Origin of the sequence: Pseudomonas sp. BT76 TE3572, assembly GCF_050435365.1 — a bacterium.
GTDB classification, from domain to species: Bacteria; Pseudomonadota; Gammaproteobacteria; order Pseudomonadales; family Pseudomonadaceae; genus Aquipseudomonas; species Aquipseudomonas fluorescens_W.
The window spans coordinates 4799895-4820969 of the sequence record NZ_JBNDKE010000001.1 but is presented as its reverse complement, the minus strand read 5'-3'; the positions used below and the strand labels follow the sequence as shown (position 1 = coordinate 4820969).

The window sequence follows — 21075 nt, the reverse complement described above, 5'->3', positions numbered from 1 at the left end:
TGATCGGGTTCTGAACTCATGAATCAACTGCCTTTCCTGCCTTTCTCCAAACCCACCATCGACGAAGCGACGATTGCCGCGGTTGGCGACGTGTTGCGCTCGGGCTGGATTACCAGCGGCCCCAAGGTCCAGGCCTTTGAACAACAACTCTCGGAGTTTTTTGGCGGGCGCCCGGTACTCACCTTCAATTCCGGCACCTGCACCATGGAAATCGCCCTGCGCATTGCCGGGGTCGGACCGGGCGATGAAGTGATCACCACGCCGATTTCCTGGGTGGCCACCGCCAACGTCATTCTGGAAGTCGGCGCCACGCCGGTGTTTGCCGACATCGACCCGATTACCCGCAACATCAACCTGGATCAGCTGGAAGCGGCAATCACCCCGCGCACCAAAGCGATCATTCCGGTATACCTCGCCGGTTTGCCAGTGGACATGAGCCGGTTGTATGCGATCGCCAAAAAACACGGGTTGCGGATTGTCGAAGACGCCGCGCAAGCCTTGGGTTCGAGCTGGAACGGCCAGCGCATTGGCTCGACCGGCGATTTCGTGTCCTTCAGTTTCCAGGCGAACAAAAACGTCACCTCGTCAGAGGGCGGTTGCCTTGTATTGAACAATGCCGAGGAAGTGCGACTGGCGCAAAAGTACCGTTTACAGGGCGTCACCCGTAACGGCTTCGATGGACTGGACGTTGACGTGCTGGGCGGCAAGTTCAACATGACCGACGTTGCGGCGGCCATCGGTCTGGGGCAGTTTGCTCACATCGAAGCAATCACTGCTCATCGCCGTGAACTGGCCAGGCACTATTTCGCTTGTTTTGGTGAGGATTTCGAAGCGCAGTACGGGGCTCAACTACCCCCGGCGGATTTCGAGAACAGCAACTGGCATTTGTTTCAGCTGGTGCTGCCTGAGCGTAAAGATGGCCAACCGGCACGGGCTACCTTCATGGAGCAGATGCAGGCATTGGGTATCGGCATCGGCTATCACTATCCGCCGATTCACCTGCTGAGCCTTTACCGCGAGCGCGGGTTCAAAGAGGGCATGTTCCCGGTGGCCGAACGGGTCGGTCGCCTGATTGTTTCGCTGCCGATGTTTACCGCCATGACTAAAGCGGATGTTGAGCGTTCGGTAGCAGCGGTCAAAGCCGTTCTAAAGCCATAAAACCTGTGGGAGCGGGCTTGCTCGCTCCCACATGGATTTCGCAGGGCGAAGATTATTCGCCGATAGCGGCTTTATAGCCTGCCGCGTCGAGCAGCTTGTCCAGATCGCCAGCGTTGCTTGGCTTGAGCTTGAAGATCCAGGCGCCGTACGGGTCGGAGTTGAGCAACTCAGGGTTAGCGCTCAGTTCTTCGTTGATGGCAATCACTTCACCGGCAACCGGGGAGTAGATGTCCGAAGCAGCTTTAACCGACTCAACCACACCGGATTGATCACCGGCAGCAAAGACTGTTCCGACTTCGGTCAGCTCAACGAACACCACGTCGCCCAAGGCTTCCTGAGCGTGATCGCTGATGCCCACGGTGACGGTGCCATCGGCTTCGAGACGGGCCCACTCGTGACTTTCGGCAAAACGCAGGTCGGCAGGAATATCGCTCATGTTCTGTGTCCTCAAGAGAATTGTCAGCGGTCGTTGCCCGCCAGAAAGGTTAGATCAAGGTTTTGCCATGGCGTACGAAGGTCGGTTTGACCACTCGAACCGGGTACCACTTGCCACGGATTTCCACTTCTGCGCGGTCGGCTGTCGCCATCGGCACGCGCGCCAGTGCTATCGACTTGCTAAGCGTAGGAGAGAAACTACCACTGGTGATCTCCCCTTCGCCAACATTGGCGATGCGGACCACTTGATGAGCGCGCAAAACTCCACGCTCCTCAAGGACCAGACCGACCAGTTTGTGCTGCACGCCACCCGCCTGTTCGGCTTCAAGAGCGCTGCGACCGATGAACTGGCGAGTGGCCGGTTCCCACGCAATGCTCCAGGCCATGTTGGAGGCCAGTGGTGAAACGTCTTGATGAATGTCCTGACCGTAGAGGTTCATGCCGGCTTCGACCCGCAGCGTATCGCGCGCGCCGAGACCAATCGGCGAGATGCCCGCGCCCACCAGATCGTTAAAGAATCCTGGCGCCTGATTGGCCGGCAGAACGATTTCCAGGCCATCTTCGCCGGTGTAACCCGTACGCGCGATGAACCAGTCACCATCGGGCTGGCCTTCGAAGGGCTTGAGCATCTGAATCAGGTTGCCGCGGGACTGGCTCACCAGTTCGGAGATTTTGTGCCGGGCCTGGGGACCTTGAATGGCCAGCATCGCCAACTCGGAGCGCTCGTTGAGCTGCACATCGAAACCATCGAGGTGAGCCTGCATCCAGGCGAGGTCCTGATTGCGGGTGGAGGCGTTGACCACCAAACGATAACCGTCCTCGAGACGGTAGACGATCATGTCGTCGACGATGCCGCCGCGCTCGTTGAGCATGGTGCTGTACAGGGCACGGCCAGGGCTGTGCAGACGTTCGACGTCATTGGCCAGCAAATGCTGGAGCCAGGCCTTGGCCTGAGGGCCGCTGACATCGATCACGGTCATGTGGGATACATCGAAAACCCCGCAATCGCGGCGCACCTGATGGTGTTCCTCGACCTGCGAGCCGTAATGCAAAGGCATATCCCAACCGCCAAAATCGACCATCTTCGCGCCAAGGGCGAGATGAAGGTCATACAGAGGCGTGCGCTGTCCCATGGGTTTCTCCTTCCGGGCGTGGCGAAGGTGCGGGCCGGTGCTGCACGGGGTGAAAGCCTTGAAATAGAAGGCTTTCAGCCGATTTCAGCTACCTGGTCTGTAGGACGGACCGCACCGAATGCCGCGCATTGTAGCCTCAAGGTGTAGGACTGGCACCTAGGCGTTTCGATGCGCTGAACGTCGAATCAATCCGATGACCGGTAGCAGGCCGACCAAAACCAAAGTCAAGGCCGGCAAAGAGGCCCTCGCCCACTCGCCTTCGCTGGTCATTTCGAAGATGCGTACTGCCAGCGTGTCCCAGCCAAACGGGCGCATCAGAAGGGTCGCGGGCATTTCCTTGAGCACATCGACGAACACCAGCAGCGCAGCGCTCAACGTTCCTGGCAGCAATAACGGCAGATACACTTTGAAAAACAGTCGCGGCCCACTGACGCCAAGGCTACGTGCCGCTTCGGGCAAAGATGGCCGTATTCGCGCCAGACTGCTTTCCAGCGGCCCATAAGCCACCGCAATGAAACGCACCAGATAGGCCAACAACAACGCCGACAAACTGCCCAGCAGCAATGGCTTGCCGGCGCCCCCCAGCCAACCCGACAACGGGATCACCAGTTCGCGGTCCAGGTAACTGAACGCCAGCATGATCGACACCGCCAGCACCGAACCCGGCAAGGCGTAGCCGAGGTTGGCCAGGCTGATACCGGTGCGGATCGCTCGGGTCGGGGCCAGGCGCCGGGCAAACGCCAGCACTAAAGCAACACTGACGGTGATCAGCGCCGCCATGCCGCCCAGGTACAACGTATGGACGATCAACCCCGCGTAACGCTCATCCAGGTCGAAGCGCCCGCGCTGCCAGAACCACACCACCAGTTGAAGCACTGGAATGACAAAAGCGCAGGCGAACACCAGACCGCACCAACTCATAGCCGCCAGCGCCTTGAAACCGCGCAGGTGATACAGCGCCTTGACCCGTGGTCGTTCGTTGCTCGCCCGGTTGGCCCCACGAGCACGGCGCTCGCCATACAGCACGACCATCACCACCAGCAGCAACAGGCTGGCCAGTTGCGCAGCGCTGGAGAGGCTGAAAAATCCGTACCAGGTCTTGTAGATGGCGGTCGTGAACGTGTCGAAGTTGAACACCGACACCGCACCGAAATCCGCCAGGGTTTCCATCAGCGCCAGCGCCACGCCAGCGCCGATCGCCGGGCGCGCCATGGGCAACGCGACTCGCCAGAACGCCTGCCACGGCGATTGCCCCAGGACTCGCGCCGCTTCCATCAAGCCTTTGCCCTGAGCCAGGAACGCGGTTCGCGCCAACAGGTAAACGTAGGGATAGAAAACCAGCACCAGGACCAGAATCACGCCGCCGGTGGAGCGCACGCGCGGCAACCTGAGGCCGGTGCCGAACCATTCGCGCAACAGGGTTTGCACGGGGCCGGCGAAATCCAGCAGGCCGACGAAGACGAATGCCAGCACGTAGGCGGGAATGGCGAAGGGCAGCATCAGCGCCCAGTCCAGCCAACGCCGACCGGGGAATTCGCAGAGACTGGTAAGCCAGGCCAGGCTCACACCCAAGAGCGTCACGCCGATACCGACGCCGAGCACCAGGGTCAGGGTATTGCCCAGCAGGCGCGGCATCTGGGTATCCCAGAGGTGGGACCAGATCTGATGATCGATGGTTTGCCATGACAACAGCAAAACGCTAAGTGGCAGCAGGACCAGCGCAGCGATGGCGAAGACCAGGGGATACCAGCGGCGTTGGGCGGGGTGGGCCAAGTTAAGGTCTCTGAGACGGTGAGTTTTGTGTGTGGTTCAAGATCGACCCCTCACCCTAACCCTCTCCCCAAGGGGTAGAGGGGACTGACCGAGTTGTTTTTTTGATATTTTGCGACCGAGGAAATCGAGTCGAACTCAGGGTTTGAACAGCATGGAGATCGGCTCCCTTTCCCCCTCTCCCCCTCTCCCCCTTGGGGAGAGGGATGGGCGGGCGGCGTTCCGATGAGGGGTCGATCTTGAAGCCACAACGAAATAAACAGCAGATTCAGTTCCAGCCCGCCCGATCCATCATGCGAATCGCTTCCGCCTGACGCTTGCCCGCGATTTCCACCGGCAGCGTATCAGCCACAAACTTGCCCCAGCTCGCCACTTCTGCAGAAGGCTGAACCGCAGGGTTGGCCGGGAATTCCTGGTTCACGTCAGCAAAGATCTTCTGCGCTTCAGGTGTGGTCATCCATTCCACCAAGGCCTTGGCCGCTTCCGGGTGTGGAGCATGTTTGGTCAGGCCGATGCCCGACAGGTTCACGTGCACGCCACGGTCGCCCTGGTTCGGCCAGAACAACTTCACCGCCAGGTCAGGCTTCTGCTTGTGCAGACGACCGTAGTAGTACGTGTTGACGATGCCGACGTCGCATTGACCCGCGTTGATGGCCTCCAGCACCGCGATGTCATCCGAGAACACGTCGGTGGACAGGTTACTCACCCAGCCCTTGAGAATCTTCTCGGTTTTTTCGGCGCCGTGGACTTCGATCATCGTGGCGGTCAGTGACTGGTTGTAGACCTTCTTCGCTGTGCGCAGGCACAGGCGGCCTTCCCAGTTCTTGTCGGCCAGACCTTCGTAGGTGGTCAACTCGCCGGGTTTCACCCGATCGGTGGAGTAAGCGATGGTCCGCGCCCGCAGGCTCAGGCCAGTCCAGGCATGGGCGGAGGAGCGGTATTGCAGCGGGATGTTCGCGTCGATCACCTTGGAGGTGAACGGTTGCAGGATGCCCATTTGCTCGGCCTGCCAGAGGTTGCCGGCATCGACGGTCAGCAGCAGATCCGCGGTGGCGTTCTCGCCCTCGGCCTTGATCCGCTGCATCAGCGGCGCTTCCTTGTCGGTGATGAACTTCACCTGCACGCCGGTTTTCGCGGTGTAGGCATCGAAGACCGGCTTGATCAGCTCGTCGATACGCGAGGAGTAAACCACCACCTCGTCAGCGGCCTGGGCTGCGGTGCTGCCAATCAGGGTCAGGGCGAGTGCGGTCAGTAGACGCTTCGGTACCAACATGGGAGCGATCTCTCGATTGAAAAATTGAAGCCAAATGATATGGACTCACATTTAGCTTCTCAATCGAACAGTTCGCGGAGGCGTTACCAGATGTTGCGCGCGGCCCTGCAAGGGTGACTCAGGCCTTGGCCAGTGCCGGCAAATCCCCGGTCAATCCCAGTGCCTCACGCACAAACAGCGCCTTGGCTTCGGGCATCTGGTCGACCATCTTCAACCCGGCATTGCGCAACCAGCGCACCGGCAACGGATCGGCCTGGAACAGACGCTCGAAGCCTTCCATCGCCGCCATCAACGCCAGGTTGTGGGGCATGCGCCGACGTTCGTAACGGCTGAGCACTTTCACATCCGCCAGACGCTCACCACGCATGGCCGCTTGCAACAGCACTTCGGCCAGCACGGCCGCATCGAGAAAACCAAGGTTCACGCCCTGCCCGGCCAATGGGTGAATGGTGTGGGCCGCATCACCGATCAACGCCAATCCTTCAGCCACATAACGCTTGGCATGACGCTGCCGCAGTGGCACGCACAAACGCGGGTCGGCGCTGAGCACGGTGCCAAGTCGGCCTTCGAAGGCCCGCTCCAGCTCTTTGCAGAAACCCTCGTCGTCCAGCGCCATCAGGCGTTCGGCTTCGCTCGGCGTGGTCGACCAGACGATCGAACACCAATCCTGCTGACCGTCACGCTCAAGCGGCAGAAACGCCAGCGGACCGTTGTCGGTGAAACGCTGCCACGCGGTCAGTTGGTGAGGTTTGGTGCTGCGCACGCTGGTGACAATCGCGTGGTGCATATAGTCCCACTCGCGCGTCGCCATGCCGGTCAGACGCCGAACGGCGGAATTAGCGCCATCCGCTGCAATCACCAAAGGTGCACGCAAGGTGCGGCCATCGGCCAGGGTCAGCAGCCAGTCATCGCCGGAACGACGCATTTGCTCCAGGCGCGCGTTGGCCAACATTCCGAGGTCGCAGTCGTGCAAGCGGTCGAGCAAGGCGTCCTGAACCACGCGGTTCTCGACGATATGCCCCAGCACGTCGGCATGCACACTGGCCGCAGAGAAATGAATTTGCCCGGTGCCGCTGCCGTCCCAAACGTGCATGTCGGTGTAGGGGCTGCTGCGCCGATTGGCGATGCCGTCCCAGACGCCCAGACGGTCAAGAACACGCTGACTGGCAATCGATAAGGCGCTCACTCGCGGCTCGAACGAAGCCTGGGCATCGAAGGGTTTGACGCTCATGGGGCTGCCGTCCAGCAGCAGGACTTCCAGCCCGCTGTCCTGCAACGCCAGCGCCAGGGCGCTGCCGACCATTCCGGCCCCGACAATCAGCAGATCTGCGCGCATTTCCATGCTTTAAGCCTGTCTCGCTTGCGGCTTGAGCCGCTTATAAAAGGATTTTCCGACCGCCACTTAAGCATCGGGACGCGTACCCAAACCCATGGCTTGCCGGGCGAACCAGCGTTTGGCCGGCGGCAGCAGATCGAGACCGAGCAGACCGATGTTGCGGCCCAGGGAAACCAGCGGTTGAGTGCTGCCGAACAAACGGGTGACCTGATCGGAGAAGCCCACGGTCAGGTTCTGATCCAGACGCTGACGCTCGCGGTAAGCCTGTAAGGTCGCAAAATCACCGGGAGATGTTTCGCTGGCCAGCAACGCATCGGCCAGCGCTTGAGCATCACGCAAGGACAGGTTGAAACCTTGCCCTGCAATCGGGTGCAAGCTGTGGGCAGCATTGCCGAGTATCGCCAGATGCGGACGCACCTGCTCTTCGGCCTCGATCAATGTCAGCGGGTACAAATGCCGCGCGCCAACCTGCTTCAAAGTGCCGAGACGATAACCGAACACGCCTTGCAACTCGCTGAGGAAGCTCTTTTCATCGAGGGCCGCCAGCCGTTGAGCGTCCATGCCCAATCGAGTCCAGACCAGCGCGCAGCGGTTTTCCGGCAACGGCAACAAGGCCATCGGCCCGTCATCGGTGAAACGCTCGAAGGCCATGCCGTTGTGCGCTTCACTCGGCGTGATGTTGGCAATCAACGCGCTCTGGTTGTACGGGCGTTTTTTGATGCCGATCCCCAATTGCTCGCGCAGGCCGGAACGGCCGCCATCGGCGAGTACCGCAAGATCGCATTCCAGAGTGGTTTCGTCATTGAGGGTCAGGCGGTAGCCATCGATCAGCGGCTCCATGCGCGTGACTTCCGCCGGGCAACGCCAGCTGATCACGTCCTTGTCCAGCCCCTGCCAGAGGCATTGGCCGAGCCAGGCGTTTTCCACCACATAACCCAGCGCCGGAACGCCCTCTTCCATCGCCGACAATCGCGCGGTGGAGAAGCGCCCACGGTCGGACACATGAATCTGCTTGATCGGCTCGGCACGGCGGGAGATTTCCTGCCACACGCCCAACCGTTGATAAATCTGCTTGGCGCCGTAGGACAACGCCGAAGAACGGGCGTCGTAGCTCGGTTGATAAGTGTCGCCAGGGGCGAACGGTTCGATCAGCACGATCTTCCAGCCACGAGCCTTGGCTCCGGCCTGCAGTGCCAACGCCAGGCTGGCACCGACCAGACCACCACCGATGATTGCCAGATTGACTCGACTCATGCCGCTTGCGTCCGCGCGGCGGCCATCAAGGCCTCGATCTCGGCGACCGTTTTCGGTACGCCTTTGGTCAGGATTTCACAGCCGGTTTTGGTGACCACTACGTCGTCCTCGATGCGCACGCCAATGCCGCGCCATTTCTTCGCCACGTTCTGGTTGCCCGGGGCAATGTAGATGCCCGGTTCCACGGTCAGCGCCATGCCGACTTCCAGCACGCGCCATTCGCCGCCGACCTTGTATTCGCCGACATCATGCACATCCATGCCCAGCCAATGGCCGGCGCGGTGCATGTAAAACGCTTTATAGGCTTCGCTGGCGATCAACTCGTCGACGTCGCCCTGCAACAAGCCCAACTTCACCAACCCGGCAGTAATCACCCGGACTGTAGCTTCGTGGGCTTGATTCCAGTGTTTGTCCGGGGCGATTTCCGCAAATGCAGCTTCTTGCGACGCCAGCACCAACTCGTAGATCGCCTTCTGTTCCGCTGAATACTTACCGTTGACCGGCCAGGTGCGGGTGATGTCGCTGGCATAGCAGTCGATCTCGCAACCGGCATCGATCAACACCAGGTCGCCGTCCTTGAGCACCGCGTCATTCTGCTGGTAATGCAGGATGCAGCTGTTGCGCCCGGCGGCGACGATCGAACCGTAGGCCGGCATTTTCGCCCCGCCTTTGCGGAACTCGTAGTCGAGCTCGGCTTCGAGACTGAACTCATGCAACCCCGCACGGCAGGCCTGCATCGCGCGGATGTGCGCCTGGGCGGAAATCCGTGCGGCTTCGCGCATCACCTTCACTTCTGCCGCCGATTTATACAGGCGCATGTCGTGAAGCAGATGATCCAGGGCAACGAATTCGTTCGGCGGCTGGGCGCCGAGGTGCGCTTTAGAGCGGATCACGTTGATCCAGTCCATCAGGTGCCGGTCGAATTCCGGGTTGCTGCCCATGGCCGAATACACCCGGTCGCGACCTTCGATCAGGCCCGGCAGGATGTCGTCGATGTCAGTGATGGGGAAGGCGTCGTCGGCGCCAAAGTCGCGAATCGCGCCTTCCTGCCCGGCGCGCAAGCCGTCCCACAACTCTCGCTCGGCGTTGCGTTCACGGCAGAACAGTATGTATTCGCCATGCAAGCGCCCAGGCATCAAAACGATGACCGCCTGGGGCTCGGGAAAACCGCTGAGGTACTGGAAGTCGCTGTCCTGACGGTAAACGTGCTCGACGTCGCGGTTGCGGATCGCAACGGCGGCGGCGGGCAGGATGGCGATACTGTTGGGTTCCATCTGCGCCATCAGGGCCTTGCGGCGACGGCTGTATTCCGATTTCGGGATATGAATCATGGGCAGATGGCTTTCCCTGGCACGCGATTAATGCAACGACGGTTTGGCGGCAGCCGGCGCGTCCGGCTTTTTGGTTTCGGTGAACAGCAGCAGCGGCGCGACGCGCAGGTACTCCATCACTTCCATGTAATCGCTTTCGCCGTCGTCGGACTCTTCCAGGGCGTCTTGCACCTGTGAAATAGCCGCCAGGTCCTGAAGCACTTCGGTGGCCTCGGTGCTCAGCATGCTGCTGTCACGGCAGTTCAGGCCGAAACCGCTGAGGAAGCCCTGGCACCATTGGCCCAGTGCGGCGGCGCGGTCGGCCAGTGGCTCGTCATCGGTCGGCAGCAGCAGCACGACGGTCACGTCGTCGCCGGTAAGCTCGCCCTTGACCATCTCCTGCAAGCCGATCAAGGCGTTGCGGACATTATCCTGCGGCTCGCTTTCGAGCAGCTCGGCGGCATCAATCAGCCAGCCTTCGGCATCGAAACCGGCGCCGGCGCAACTGCGGCCGAGCAACAGGCCATGCAGTTCGGCAGGCGAGACGTTATGACCGCTGGAAGTCAGCAGTTTGGCGAAGGCTTGGTACGGGGAATTCTGAATGGGCATGGGCAGCTAGGCGCCAGACGGCGCTATGTCTAGAATGAAGGCCTTGTATCCTACATCGACAGACTCGCCAAGACTATTAAAGGCTGTCCGCCAGCACGGGTGCAGACCCTGCCACTCATCAGACACAACAGTGGACACAATGGAAGACACCGACCTGCAAGCGCTGATGGCCAGACTCGAATTGCTAATTACCCGCGTCGAGCAACTAAAGAGTCAAAACGGACTCCTATTAGCTCAGGAAAAGACCTGGCGCGAGGAACGCGCTCACCTCATTGAAAAGAACGAAATCGCCCGGCGTAAGGTCGAATCAATGATTTCGCGCCTCAAGGCCCTGGAGCAAGACTCATGAGTTCAAGCAATAGCGTTACCGTGCAGATCCTCGATAAAGAATATTCGATCATCTGCCCCCAGGAAGAGCGCAGCAACCTGGTGAGCGCCGCCCGTTACCTGGACGGCAAGATGCGCGAAATCCGCAGCAGCGGCAAAGTCATCGGCGCCGATCGCATCGCCGTGATGGCCGCCCTGAACATCACGCACGATCTCCTGCACAAGGAAGAACGCCCGGATGTGCAGGCCAGCGGTTCGACCCGAGAGCAGGTTCGCGACCTGCTGGATCGCGTCGATCTGGTGCTCGCAACCGATCCGGACGTCACCAAGGGCTGAAACGCGAAACCGCTTGGGTTATACTCGCATCACTCCCTGGGGTGCTTGCCAGTTGGCGATGTCCCTGAGCCGATTTGCTATACCCTGGAGGTTGCACGTTGGGCTGGTGTGCATGTCCGCTAGACGGAAAGCCTTAAAGCCTACTGCATCTTCCACCTTGAACTTTCGGGTTCAAGGGCTAAGTCGACAGCGGTACATCCGGGGAGCCTGATTTCAGTCCGATGCCGGTTTAAATACCGGCATCGGCTTTTTTACGGGTACGCTTTATGTACCCGCACTGCCGAAGCCCGAATTCATGACCGAACCTGCGCTGCTGCCCCGCCCGCAACTTCGACGCATGCTGCGCAAAGCCCGCCGCGCACTGACAGCCAGTCAGCAGCGCCAGGCCGCTCGCGGGCTGTACACGCAATTGGCCCAGCACCCGCTGTTTCGCCGCGCAAAACATATATCTCTGTATCTACCCACCGACGGTGAAATCGATCCGCGTGTTTTGCTGCGTGCCGCTCAGCGTCGTGGCAAGGCAACGTATCTGCCGGTGCTCAGCGCCTGGCCACGAACCAAAATGGTGTTCCAGCGAATTCGCCCCGGTGAAAAACTGAAACCCAACCGCTTTCGTATTCTCGAACCCCGGCATAACCTCGCCCGGCAACGCAAAGTCTGGGCGCTCGATCTGGTGCTGTTGCCTTTGGTGGGATTTGACGATGTCGGCGGACGCCTGGGCATGGGCGGCGGTTTCTATGATCGAAGCCTGGCGTACCTGGCACGACGTAAAAACTGGCGCAAGCCGACGCTATTGGGGCTGGCCCATGAATGTCAGAAGGTCGAGCGATTGGCTCAAGCGAGCTGGGATGTGCCGTTACAAGGAACAGTGACAGACAAGGCGTGGTATTTCGCCGGCTAGACGCCACTGGAATCAGCGGCGTCCGAAGACAGTTTCAGCGTTTGAAGGCCGGCGGCTGTTGTTGCTGCGCGATTTCGATCGGAGCGTCGGTCTTGATGCTCCACAGGCTTTGGGCATAGCCGGTGGTCACGACGCCAAGGCCGAACAAAATAACCAAAATCCATAGTAAATCCGGTTTGCGTTTCATCGATTGCCCCCCAAAGGCACATCAACACGATGACAGCAGCGGTTTCCGTTGTAGGTGTAGGCCGTGCAGCAGCGTCAAGCTTAGAAGGCCGGCATTCTGCGACAACGTGAACCGACACGCAAACGCTGGCGTCAACCGACCGTCGGTTTGTCATAAAATTCCCCGACAACTTGCCCACCCACTTCGCAAGGAGCAAAAACCATGGCTTATTGGCTGATGAAATCCGAGCCCGACGAGCTCTCGATCAAGGGCCTGGAGACGCTTGGCAAAGCGCGCTGGGACGGGGTTCGCAACTACCAGGCACGTAATTTTCTGCGGGCCATGGCCGTGGGCGACGAGTTTTTCTTCTATCACTCCAGCTGCCCCGAACCGGGGATCGCCGGGATCGGAAAGATTGTCGAAGCCGCGTATCCGGACCCGACGGCGCTGGAGCCGGAGAGTCATTACTACGATCCGAAAGCCACGGCAGAGAAAAACGCCTGGAGCGCAATCGATGTCGCGCATGTCGAGACGTTTCCCAAAGTGCTTAAGCTGGATTACCTGAAACAGCAGGCGGCGCTGGCCGAGATGCCGCTGGTGCAGAAAGGCTCGCGACTGTCGGTGATGTCGGTGACGGCTGAGCAGTGGGCAGCGGTGATTGCATTAAGGCCTTGATTGATTAATTGCCTGACAGAATGCCATCGCGAGCAGGCTCACTCCCACAGGGGGATCTTCGGTGAACGCAGATCCATTGTGGGAGCGGGCTTGCCCGCGATGAGGCCAGCCCGGACAGCGAAAGACTTACTGGATGATCAGGTTGTTGAACAACAGATCCTCAACCACCGGCTTACCGGTTTCGTCGTTCATGATTTGCTGGGTCTGCTTCAGGGCTTCCTGACGCAGCTTTTCCTTGGCCTCGACGTTGTTCATCGCTTCAGTAGTCTGCTGGGCAAACAACGCCACCAGTTGATTGCGAATCAACGGCTCATTGGCTTTCACCAGTTTGGTCGCCTCATCACCGGTCACTCGCAATGCCACATCGGCCTTGTAGACCTTGAGCTTCGGCGTCCCGTCCAGCCCGTAGTTGCCCACGAACGGCGGGCTCAGGGTGATGTAATTGACCTTCGGAGCTGCACCTTCTTTGGCTTCTTCGGCCATCGCTGCCACAGGCAGAGACAGGGCCAGCAACAACATGATCCACGCTTTCACAATTCGCTCCTTATCCGGTTTGCGGCCTAGCATAACGACCCGCCGCTCAAGCACAAGCTTATGGCTGACTATCAGGGCCGGGCATGCTCGTTGACCCATCGACTCACACACCTACACTTATCGGCCATCACTCCCAAAGGAATAGCCCTGATGAAAGCCGTGCTGTGCAAAGCCTTCGGCCCTGCCGAATCGCTGGTGCTGGAAGACGTCGCCAGTCCTGTCGCGAAGAAGAATGAAATCCTGCTGGACGTGCACGCCGCCGGGGTGAATTTCCCGGACACGCTGATCATTGAGGGCAAATATCAGTTCAAGCCGCCCTTCCCGTTTTCCCCGGGCGGCGAAGCGGCTGGTGTGGTCAGCGAAGTCGGCGAAAAGGTCAGTCACCTCAAGGTCGGCGATCGGGTCATGGCGCTGACCGGCTGGGGCAGTTTCGCCGAACAGATCGCGGTGCCGGGCTACAACGTACTGCCCATCCCGCCATCGATGGACTTCAACACCGCTGCCGCCTTCAGCATGACCTACGGCACTTCGATGCACGCGCTCAAGCAACGGGGCAACCTGCAACCGGGTGAAACCTTGCTGGTACTCGGCGCTTCCGGCGGTGTCGGTCTGGCCGCCGTGGAAATCGGCAAAGCCATGGGCGCCCGCGTGATCGCCGCCGCCAGCAGCGCCGAAAAACTCGCGGTGGCCAAAGCTGCCGGCGCCGATGAGCTGATCAACTACAGCGAAACCAGTCTCAGGGACGAAATCAAGCGTCTGACCGACGGTCAGGGCGCCGACGTGATCTACGATCCGGTGGGCGGCGACCTGTTCGATCAGGCCATCCGCGCCATTGCCTGGAACGGCCGGCTGCTGGTGGTCGGCTTTGCCAGCGGTCGCATCCCTGAATTGCCGGTCAATCTTGCGCTACTCAAAGGTGCAGCGGTGCTGGGTGTGTTCTGGGGCTCGTTCGCCCAGCGCCAGCCTCAAGACAACGCGGCAAACTTCCAGCAATTGTTTGGCTGGTTTGCCGAGGGCAAGTTGAAGCCGTTGGTGTCGCAAGTGTATCCACTGAGCAATGCGGCGCAGGCGATCAATGATCTTGGCCAGCGCAAAGCGGTTGGGAAAGTGGTGGTTCAGGTTCGCTGAGCCCCCCACCAAAAAAAGAAAGCGGTCTGGACTTCAAACGAAGTTGTTCAGACCGCTTTTTATTGTCCGGGACTAAAGCAACCCCGCAACTGAAATGCCAGAGCTGGCAGTTGCGTAAAGGTTAAGGCTCGACGACTGGGAACAGAACGCCACGACTTCCCATTCAATCGAAGGACATTTCCCAAAGCCTCGTCCTACGCCGGACCGAAATGCGGCATGTAGACCTGCAAGTAACGTTTCCCACAACGCCCTGCATTTATATCTGAGCGACATGTTCATAAAAGAACATGCAATCTCCAGCATTTCCACTATTTGACCAATGCGAACCGGTGCTATTTTCGGTAACGAAACTGTAACATTCGCATCCGCAGTCAAAACAAGAAATCTGGAGCTCTTGAATGTTTGCTTTCTTTCGTCCTGCCGCACATCAGGCTCCATTGCCTGAAGAAGAAATAGACAACACCTACCGACGCCTTCGCTGGCAGATCTTCGCCGGGATTTTCATTGGCTACGCGGGTTACTACCTGCTACGCAAGAACTTCACCCTGGCATTCCCGGATCTGATCGCCCAAGGCTATACAAAAGGCCAACTGGGCGTGGCGATGTCGGCGATTGCAATCGCCTACGGCCTTTCCAAGTTTTTGATGGGCATCGTGTCTGACCGCTCCAATCCGCGCTACTTCCTGCCTATTGGCCTGGTGGTATCTGCCGGGGTGATGTTCGTTTTCGGTTTCGCACCGTGGGCGACGTCCAGCGTGACCATGATGTTCATCCTGTTGTTCATCAACGGCTGGGCGCAAGGCATGGGCTGGCCGCCGAGCGGGCGGACCATGGTGCACTGGTGGTCGCAGAAAGAACGCGGCGGCGTGGTGTCGGTCTGGAACACCGCACATAACGTTGGCGGTGGCTTGATTGGCCCATTGGCCATTCTCGGTATGGGCTGGTTCAACGACTGGCACAGCAAGTTCTATGTACCGGCCGCCGTGGCGCTGCTGGTCGCCGTGTTTGCATTCATTGTGATGCGCGACACGCCGCAATCGACCGGCCTGCCACCGATCGAGAAGTACAAGAACGATTACCCGGAAGGCTACGACGCCAGCCACGAAGAAGAATTCAGCGCCAAGGACATCTTCGTCAAATACGTGCTGCGCAACAAAATGCTCTGGTTTATCGCCCTGGCCAACGTCTTCGTCTACCTGCTGCGCTACGGCATCCTGGACTGGGCGCCGACTTACCTCAAAGAGGTCAAGCACTTCGACTTCGACAAGACCTCGTGGGCTTACTTCCTGTACGAGTGGGCAGGTATTCCCGGCACGCTGCTGTGCGGCTGGATGTCGGACAAGATCTTCCGCGGCAACCGTGGCCTGACCGGTATGGTATTCATGGCGTTGGTGACCGTTGCGACGATCGTGTATTGGCTGAATCCACCGGGCAACCCGATGATCGACATGATCTCGCTGTTCGCGATCGGCTTTCTGATCTACGGCCCGGTAATGCTGGTCGGTTTGCAAGCGCTGGAGCTGGTACCGAAAAAGGCTGCCGGTACGGCGGCGGGCTTTACCGGTCTGTTCGGTTACTTGGGCGGTTCAGTCGCGGCCAGCGCCCTGATGGGTTACACCGTGGACTATTTCGGTTGGGATGGCGGTTTCATCCTGCTGGTCGTCGCCTGCCTGCTGGCGATGGCGTTCCTGGCACCCACTTTGGGTCACAAGAACGTCGCCAGTCAGAGTCGCGAAGCAATCGCCTGATCGGCCTTTGATTTGCAGCGCTTGAGCCGCGCCTCCAGATTCCGGTCTGGCATGGCGTGGCTACGCAGGGCGTGGGCGGTCTGCTCGACATAATCGCGAGTCGTGCCGTAACGCCCGCAAGCGTTTTCGAACACGTGGCTCAGCACGTGATCCGGCAAGTTGCCCGCATAGCTGGGCAGATGCCGCTCCAATACAAACCCCAACGCCTGAACCTGACTTCCGTCTTCAAGACGGCAGTTGAGCCAGTGCGGGCGATAAGACGGGAATGGCATTTCGCGCTGCCAAAGTGCGTAAAGAGAGGCTTCAAGTTGTTCTTCAGGCAAGCGATAGGCGAAGCCGCTGCAAGAACCACCGCGATCCAGGCCAAATACCAGCCCTGGCACTTCGGGTGTGCCGCGATGCTCGTGGGACCACAAATACAAACCGCGATGGTAGCCATGCACACGACCACGCACTCGTTCCACCGCTGCGCATTCAGGACGCCAGATCAGCGAACCGTAAGCGAACAGCCACACCGGCCCGCCCTTGTGGCGCGCCATCGTCGATTGCATTGAGTTGAGCAATTGTTCGTGCGTGAGCTGCGGCCCCAGATCGAGCCGCGGAGGGTAAGCCAGATTCAAAAAAGCAGATTCAATGGCGCTCATGGCGATTAGCGTTCAGCTCCCCGCGGGTGAAGAATTACTTAATAGAACGCACTGCTGTAACAATAAGGCACATATGTTTTAAGGCAATTTAAGTGCCATGGCAGAGTTCTTAAATATTTGCCTGGATGACATATAACCTACCGGCATTTATAAAATTTTATAAATACCGATCGGCTATATAGAGAGTTATAACGATTAAGAGCGAGGATCAAAATCGCAGATCAAAATCGCAGATCAAAATCGCAGATCAAAATCGCAGATCAAAATCGCAGATCAAAATCGCAGATCAAAATCGCGGATCAAGATCGAGGCGCGTACGCAAATACATCCGCGCGCATTTGATGAGCATCCATCCCGGCGTTGACCAAAGCATCCAGCGTGCCGTAGACCATGGCCGGAGAGCCGCTGGCGTAGACATGCAAGGCTTTCAGATCAGGGAAGTCCTCACACACCGCCTCATGCAGCATCCCGCAACGCCCCTGCCAGCCGCATTGATCGCTGACGACTTTATGCAGGAACAGATTGGGCAATTTCAGCCATTCATCCCAATGTTCGATGGCATAAAAATCTTCAGGACGACGCACGCCCCAATACAGATGCACCGGATGCTTGAAGCCCGTCGCACGGCAATGTTCGATCAGGCTATGGATCTGGCCCATGCCGGTGCCTGCGGCAATCAGCACCAGCGGACCGTCCGGCAGTTCCGCCAGATGGGTGTCGCCGAACGGCATTTCGATCCGCACCATCGGGTTGCGTTGCAACTGGTCGATCAGGCTTAGCGCACTGCTTTCGCGCGCCAGCACATGGATTTCCAGATCACGCCCGCCATGCGGTGCCGAAGCCAGGGAGAACGCGGATTTCTCGCCACTCTCGCGCTCGATCATCAAGTACTGACCGGCGTGATAGCGCGGTGGCTTGCCGGCCGGTGCTCGCAGACGCACACGCCAGGTATCGCCGCCGACATCCCTGCATTCAATGACCTGACACGACAAGCTGCGCACCGGCAATTCTCCCAGCGCGAGCACGCCATCCCACAGCACGATGCAGTCTTCAAGCGGCTCCGCTATGCAAGTGTAGAACTCGCCATGGTCGCGCACACCGCCTTCCTGTTCGACCCGCCCTTCCACCAGCAGTGCGGCGCACACGTGGCAATTGCCGTTTCGACAGCTTTGCGGGCATTCATAGCCCAGACGCCGCGCGCCATCGAGAATCCGCTCGCCGGGCAGAATCTGTAGCACTGCTCCGGAGGGCTGCAAGGTTACACGCATCAATCTATTCCTAACTGATTCCAGATGGCATCGATCCGCTGGGTAACGGCTTCGTCCTTGACGATCACCCGGCCCCACTCGCGAGTGGTTTCGCCCGGCCATTTATGCGTGGCATCGAGCCCCATCTTCGAACCCAGGCCAGAAACCGGCGAGGCGAAGTCCAGGTAGTCGATCGGCGTGTTGTCGATCATCACCGTGTCGCGCTTGGGGTCCATGCGCGTGGTGATGGCCCAGATCACGTCGTTCCAGTCGCGTGCGTTGATGTCGTCATCAGTGACGATAACGAACTTGGTGTACATGAACTGTCGCAAAAACGACCAGACACCGAGCATTACCCGCTTGGCGTGACCCGGATACGACTTCTTCATGGTCACGATGGCCATGCGGTACGAGCAACCTTCGGGCGGCAGGTAGAAGTCGGTGATCTCCGGGAACTGCTTCTGCAGGATCGGAACGAACACTTCGTTCAGCGCCACGCCGAGAATCGCCGGCTCATCCGGCGGACGGCCGGTGTAGGTGCTGTGGTAGATCGGTTTGATCCGGTGGGTGATGCGCTCGACGGTGAACACCGGGAAGCTGTCGACTTCGTTGTAGTAGCCGGTGTGGTCGCCGTATGGACCTTCGTCGGCCATTTCGCCCGGATGGATCACGCCTTCAAGGATGATCTCGGCAGTGGCCGGGACCTGCAAGTCATTGCCCCGGCATTTCACCAGCTCGGTGCGATTGCCGCGCAGCAGGCCGGCGAAAGCGTATTCGGAGAGGCTGTCCGGGACCGGCGTTACAGCGCCGAGAATGGTCGCCGGGTCAGCACCCAGCGCCACGGACACCGGGAACGGCTGACCAGGATGCTTCTCGCACCACTCGCGGTAATCCAGCGCGCCGCCACGGTGGCTCAGCCAGCGCATGATGACCTTGTTGCGGCCAATCACTTGCTGACGGTAAATGCCGAGGTTCTGGCGATCCTTGTTCGGACCTTTGGTGACGGTCAGCCCCCAGGTGATCAGCGGGCCGACGTCGCCCGGCCAGCAGGTCTGCACCGGCAGCATCGCGAGGTCGACGTCGTCGCCTTCGATGACCACTTCCTGGCACACCGCGTCTTTGACGACTTTCGGTGCCATGGCGATGATCTTGCGGAAGATCGGCAGCTTGGACCACGCATCTTTCAGGCCTTTGGGCGGCTCGGGTTCCTTGAGGAACGCCAGCAGCTTGCCGATCTCGCGCAATTCGCTGACCGCTTCTGCGCCCATCCCCAGCGCCACGCGCTCAGGGGTGCCGAACAGGTTGCCGAGCACCGGGATGTCATAACCCGTAGGGTTTTCGAAAAGCAGGGCCGGACCTTTGGCACGCAGGGTGCGGTCGCAGACCTCGGTCATTTCGAGCACTGGGGACACCGGAACCTGGATGCGCTTGAGTTCGCCGCGCTTTTCCAGACCGCTGATAAAGTCGCGCAAGTCGCGATACTGCATGCGTGAGCCTCGTGTTGGCCGTGCCGTTCGGGGGTGGCAGTTTAGCGCCGAACCCCTCTATTCAGAACCACGAACTGGCCATTGATCAAAAATCAGATAGCAAAAAGCCGGGTTTCCCCGGCTTCTGCTGGTCTATCGACTTACTTGCGTTTCATCGACAGGAAGAACTCATCGTTGGTCTTGGTCGTTTTCAGCTTGTCGACCAGGAACTCGATGGCAGCGATTTCGTCCATCGGGTGCAACAGCTTGCGAAGGATCCACATGCGTTGCAACTCGTCGTCGGCTGTCAGCAACTCTTCGCGGCGGGTGCCGGAACGGTTGATGTTGATGGCCGGGAAGACGCGTTTTTCAGCGATTCGACGATCCAGCGGCAGTTCCATGTTGCCCGTGCCTTTGAATTCTTCGTAGATCACTTCGTCCATCTTCGAGCCGGTTTCAACCAGCGCGGTGGCGATGATGGTCAGCGAACCGCCTTCTTCGATGTTCCGCGCGGCGCCGAAGAAACGTTTCGGTTTCTCCAGGGCGTGGGCATCGACACCACCGGTGAGTACTTTGCCGGAGCTCGGGATCACGGTGTTGTAGGCGCGAGCCAGACGGGTGATGGAGTCGAGCAGGATCACCACGTCCTTCTTGTGTTCGACCAGGCGCTTGGCCTTCTCGATCACCATTTCGGCAACCTGCACGTGGCGGGTTGGCGGCTCATCGAACGTCGAGGCAACCACTTCGCCGCGCACGGTGCGCTGCATTTCGGTTACTTCTTCCGGACGTTCGTCGATCAGCAATACGATCAGATGAACTTCAGGATTGTTACGTGCGATGTTGGCTGCGATGTTCTGCAGCATGATGGTTTTACCGGCTTTCGGCGGTGCAACGATCAGACCGCGCTGGCCTTTGCCGATCGGGGCGCACAGGTCGATGACACGACCGGTCAAGTCTTCAGTGGAACCGTTGCCGGCTTCCATCTTCATGCGCACGGTCGGGAACAGCGGGGTCAGGTTCTCGAAGAGAATCTTGTTTTTCGCGTTCTCGGGACGATCGTAGTTGATCGTGTCGACCTTGAGCAGCGCGAAATAACGCTCGCCTTCCTTTGGAGGACGGATCTTGCCAACGATGGTGTCACCGGTGCGCAAGTTGAAGCGACGGATCTGACTCGGCGAGACGTAGATATCGTCTGGGCCGGCAAGATAGGAAGCGTCAGCGGAGCGAAGGAAGCCGAAGCCGTCCTGGAGAATCTCCAGCACGCCATCACCGGAGATTTCCTCGCCGCTTTTAGCGTGCTTTTTGAGCAGGGAGAAAATCACGTCCTGCTTGCGCGAACGGGCCATATTTTCTATGCCCATCTGTTCGGCCAATTCGAGCAGTTCGGTAATCGGCTTTTGCTTGAGTTCAGTCAGATTCATATAGGAATGACGTAATCATTTATGGAGGGGGGAAATTAAGCTTTTGGCTTAATGAGGCCGCGCCGCAGAGAAGGCGACAGGATCGCGTACTTATTCGAAAAGGAGTGCGTCGGCGACGGCTAGCAGGGGGCAGTGGAGAAACCAGTGCGGGGCCGAATGTACCACCTGAGTTTCGGAGCGTCTAGCCCTCAATAACGAAAAGGC

Annotated in this window: 21 protein-coding genes and 1 other RNA gene; 8 read left to right on the top strand and 14 right to left on the bottom strand. The window is 59.3% G+C overall.

All coding sequences use genetic code 11. The annotated features are described in order from the left end of the window. Positions 1–18: 18 nt before the first annotated feature. Positions 19–1158 (top strand): DegT/DnrJ/EryC1/StrS family aminotransferase, encoded by a 1140-nt coding sequence (locus tag ABH912_RS21840; protein ID WP_033060613.1) that lies wholly within the window; start codon positions 19–21, stop codon positions 1156–1158. 52 nt (positions 1159–1210) lie between these two features. On the opposite strand, the gene gcvH is transcribed toward ABH912_RS21840, so the two are convergent. The 8 genes from gcvH to ABH912_RS21800 all read right to left on the bottom strand — a co-directional run bounded on the left by gcvH (position 1211) and on the right by ABH912_RS21800 (position 10278). Further along, positions 1211–1594, bottom strand: coding sequence for a glycine cleavage system protein GcvH (gene gcvH, locus ABH912_RS21835; RefSeq protein ID WP_033060614.1), 384 nt, complete (start codon positions 1592–1594; stop codon positions 1211–1213). Positions 1595–1643: 49 nt separating this feature from the next. Further along, positions 1644–2726, bottom strand: coding sequence for a glycine cleavage system aminomethyltransferase GcvT (gene gcvT / locus ABH912_RS21830; RefSeq protein ID WP_429511633.1), 1083 nt, complete (start codon positions 2724–2726; stop codon positions 1644–1646). Positions 2727–2882: 156 nt separating this feature from the next. Further along, on the bottom strand, positions 2883–4499 hold the full coding sequence (locus ABH912_RS21825) for an ABC transporter permease (protein WP_429511632.1): 1617 nt from the start codon (positions 4497–4499) through the stop codon (positions 2883–2885). 265 nt (positions 4500–4764) lie between these two features. After that, a complete protein-coding gene (locus ABH912_RS21820) occupies positions 4765–5769 on the bottom strand; it encodes an extracellular solute-binding protein (RefSeq protein ID WP_033060618.1) in 1005 nt (334 codons plus the stop codon). A gap of 118 nt (positions 5770–5887) precedes the next feature. Beyond that, entirely contained in the window at positions 5888–7105 is a 1218-nt protein-coding gene (locus ABH912_RS21815) for a 2-octaprenyl-3-methyl-6-methoxy-1,4-benzoquinol hydroxylase (RefSeq protein WP_429513140.1), read from the bottom strand. A 66-nt stretch (positions 7106–7171) separates the two neighbouring features. Further along, positions 7172–8359, bottom strand: a complete 1188-nt coding sequence (gene ubiH, locus ABH912_RS21810) for a 2-octaprenyl-6-methoxyphenyl hydroxylase (RefSeq protein ID WP_033060622.1) — start codon at positions 8357–8359, stop codon at positions 7172–7174. Next, a complete protein-coding gene (pepP, locus tag ABH912_RS21805) occupies positions 8356–9690 on the bottom strand; it encodes a Xaa-Pro aminopeptidase (protein ID WP_033060624.1) in 1335 nt (444 codons plus the stop codon). The genes ubiH and pepP overlap by 4 nt, the downstream gene beginning before the upstream one ends. A 27-nt stretch (positions 9691–9717) precedes the next feature. Next, positions 9718–10278 (bottom strand): YecA family protein, encoded by a 561-nt coding sequence (locus ABH912_RS21800; RefSeq protein WP_033060626.1) that lies wholly within the window; start codon positions 10276–10278, stop codon positions 9718–9720. A 139-nt stretch (positions 10279–10417) separates the two neighbouring features. On the opposite strand from ABH912_RS21800, the gene ABH912_RS21795 reads away from it, so the two are divergent. The 4 genes from ABH912_RS21795 (at position 10418) to ABH912_RS21780 (ending at position 11842) form a co-directional block, all read left to right on the top strand. After that, on the top strand, positions 10418–10627 hold the full coding sequence (locus tag ABH912_RS21795; protein WP_007982902.1) for a TIGR02449 family protein: 210 nt from the start codon (positions 10418–10420) through the stop codon (positions 10625–10627). Continuing rightward, positions 10624–10941 (top strand): cell division protein ZapA, encoded by a 318-nt coding sequence (locus ABH912_RS21790; RefSeq protein WP_007942435.1) that lies wholly within the window; start codon positions 10624–10626, stop codon positions 10939–10941. Before ABH912_RS21795 ends, ABH912_RS21790 begins: the two co-directional genes overlap by 4 nt. A 30-nt stretch (positions 10942–10971) precedes the next feature. Further along, positions 10972–11150: non-coding RNA, 6S RNA (gene ssrS / locus ABH912_RS21785), on the top strand. An 86-nt stretch (positions 11151–11236) separates the two neighbouring features. Next, positions 11237–11842: a 5-formyltetrahydrofolate cyclo-ligase gene (locus tag ABH912_RS21780; protein WP_429511631.1), complete on the top strand. Its 606-nt coding sequence runs from the start codon at positions 11237–11239 to the stop codon at positions 11840–11842. A gap of 34 nt (positions 11843–11876) precedes the next feature. Here ABH912_RS21780 and ABH912_RS21775 read toward each other — a convergent pair whose 3' ends face one another. Beyond that, positions 11877–12029: a hypothetical protein gene (locus ABH912_RS21775; protein WP_429511630.1), complete on the bottom strand. Its 153-nt coding sequence runs from the start codon at positions 12027–12029 to the stop codon at positions 11877–11879. 201 nt (positions 12030–12230) lie between these two features. On the opposite strand from ABH912_RS21775, the gene ABH912_RS21770 reads away from it, so the two are divergent. After that, positions 12231–12683, top strand: a complete 453-nt coding sequence (locus ABH912_RS21770) for an EVE domain-containing protein (protein WP_429511629.1) — start codon at positions 12231–12233, stop codon at positions 12681–12683. Between the two features lie 126 nt (positions 12684–12809). On the opposite strand, the gene ABH912_RS21765 is transcribed toward ABH912_RS21770, so the two are convergent. Beyond that, positions 12810–13217 carry a flagellar basal body-associated protein FliL gene (locus ABH912_RS21765; RefSeq protein WP_033060630.1) on the bottom strand — a complete coding sequence of 136 codons (408 nt, stop codon included), beginning with the start codon at positions 13215–13217 and terminating at the stop codon, positions 12810–12812. A gap of 150 nt (positions 13218–13367) precedes the next feature. Here ABH912_RS21765 and ABH912_RS21760 point away from each other — a divergent pair, with 150 nt between their 5' ends. Together ABH912_RS21760 and glpT are read left to right on the top strand one after the other, a co-directional pair. Then, entirely contained in the window at positions 13368–14345 is a 978-nt protein-coding gene (locus ABH912_RS21760; protein WP_429511628.1) for an NADPH:quinone oxidoreductase family protein, read from the top strand. Between the two features lie 398 nt (positions 14346–14743). Next, entirely contained in the window at positions 14744–16093 is a 1350-nt protein-coding gene (gene glpT / locus ABH912_RS21755; protein WP_429511627.1) for a glycerol-3-phosphate transporter, read from the top strand. On the opposite strand, the gene ABH912_RS21750 is transcribed toward glpT, so the two are convergent. The 4 genes from ABH912_RS21750 to rho all read right to left on the bottom strand — a co-directional run bounded on the left by ABH912_RS21750 (position 16069) and on the right by rho (position 20871). After that, a complete protein-coding gene (locus tag ABH912_RS21750) occupies positions 16069–16737 on the bottom strand; it encodes a gamma-glutamylcyclotransferase (RefSeq protein WP_033060635.1) in 669 nt (222 codons plus the stop codon). The genes glpT and ABH912_RS21750 overlap by 25 nt on opposite strands. A 299-nt stretch (positions 16738–17036) precedes the next feature. Further along, entirely contained in the window at positions 17037–18005 is a 969-nt protein-coding gene (locus ABH912_RS21745) for a CDP-6-deoxy-delta-3,4-glucoseen reductase (RefSeq protein WP_429511626.1), read from the bottom strand. Beyond that, positions 18005–19471 (bottom strand): 4-hydroxy-3-polyprenylbenzoate decarboxylase, encoded by a 1467-nt coding sequence (gene ubiD / locus ABH912_RS21740; RefSeq protein WP_007899385.1) that lies wholly within the window; start codon positions 19469–19471, stop codon positions 18005–18007. The genes ABH912_RS21745 and ubiD overlap by 1 nt, the downstream gene beginning before the upstream one ends. A gap of 140 nt (positions 19472–19611) precedes the next feature. Further along, a complete protein-coding gene (rho, locus tag ABH912_RS21735) occupies positions 19612–20871 on the bottom strand; it encodes a transcription termination factor Rho (protein WP_007942421.1) in 1260 nt (419 codons plus the stop codon). Positions 20872–21075: the final 204 nt, after the last annotated feature.